This window comes from Burkholderia sp. SIMBA_051, from assembly GCF_046534915.1.
Taxonomy (GTDB): domain Bacteria; phylum Pseudomonadota; class Gammaproteobacteria; order Burkholderiales; family Burkholderiaceae; genus Burkholderia; species Burkholderia ambifaria.
The window spans coordinates 1-245 of sequence record NZ_JAWRXS010000717.1; the positions used below are offsets into that span (position 1 = coordinate 1).

General features: G+C 64.1%; 1 pseudogene. It reads right to left on the minus strand.

Annotated features, from left to right (window positions below):
• Positions 1-245: pseudogene (locus SB771_RS36335) on the minus strand (PucR family transcriptional regulator); the annotation flags it as partial.

A 245-nucleotide genomic window follows, 5' to 3' on the forward strand; every position in this document is an offset into this window, starting at 1 on the left:
TGGCGGGCGTCGACCAGCGTATCTCGCGAGGTCTTGAGGATGCCCGCCGTCACTTGCACGATCTGATCCAGTGCGCGATCGGCCTGAATCGGCTCGCCGTCCAGCGCCGACGACGCCAACGCAACCGCGATTCTCGGCACGGCATGATCGAGGCCCAGCGCCTTGGTGATCTTGCGAAACGCATCGTCGTCGCGCGATCTGCTGAACACCACGTCGTGCAACTGGTAGCGCAGCGATTCCTGCCA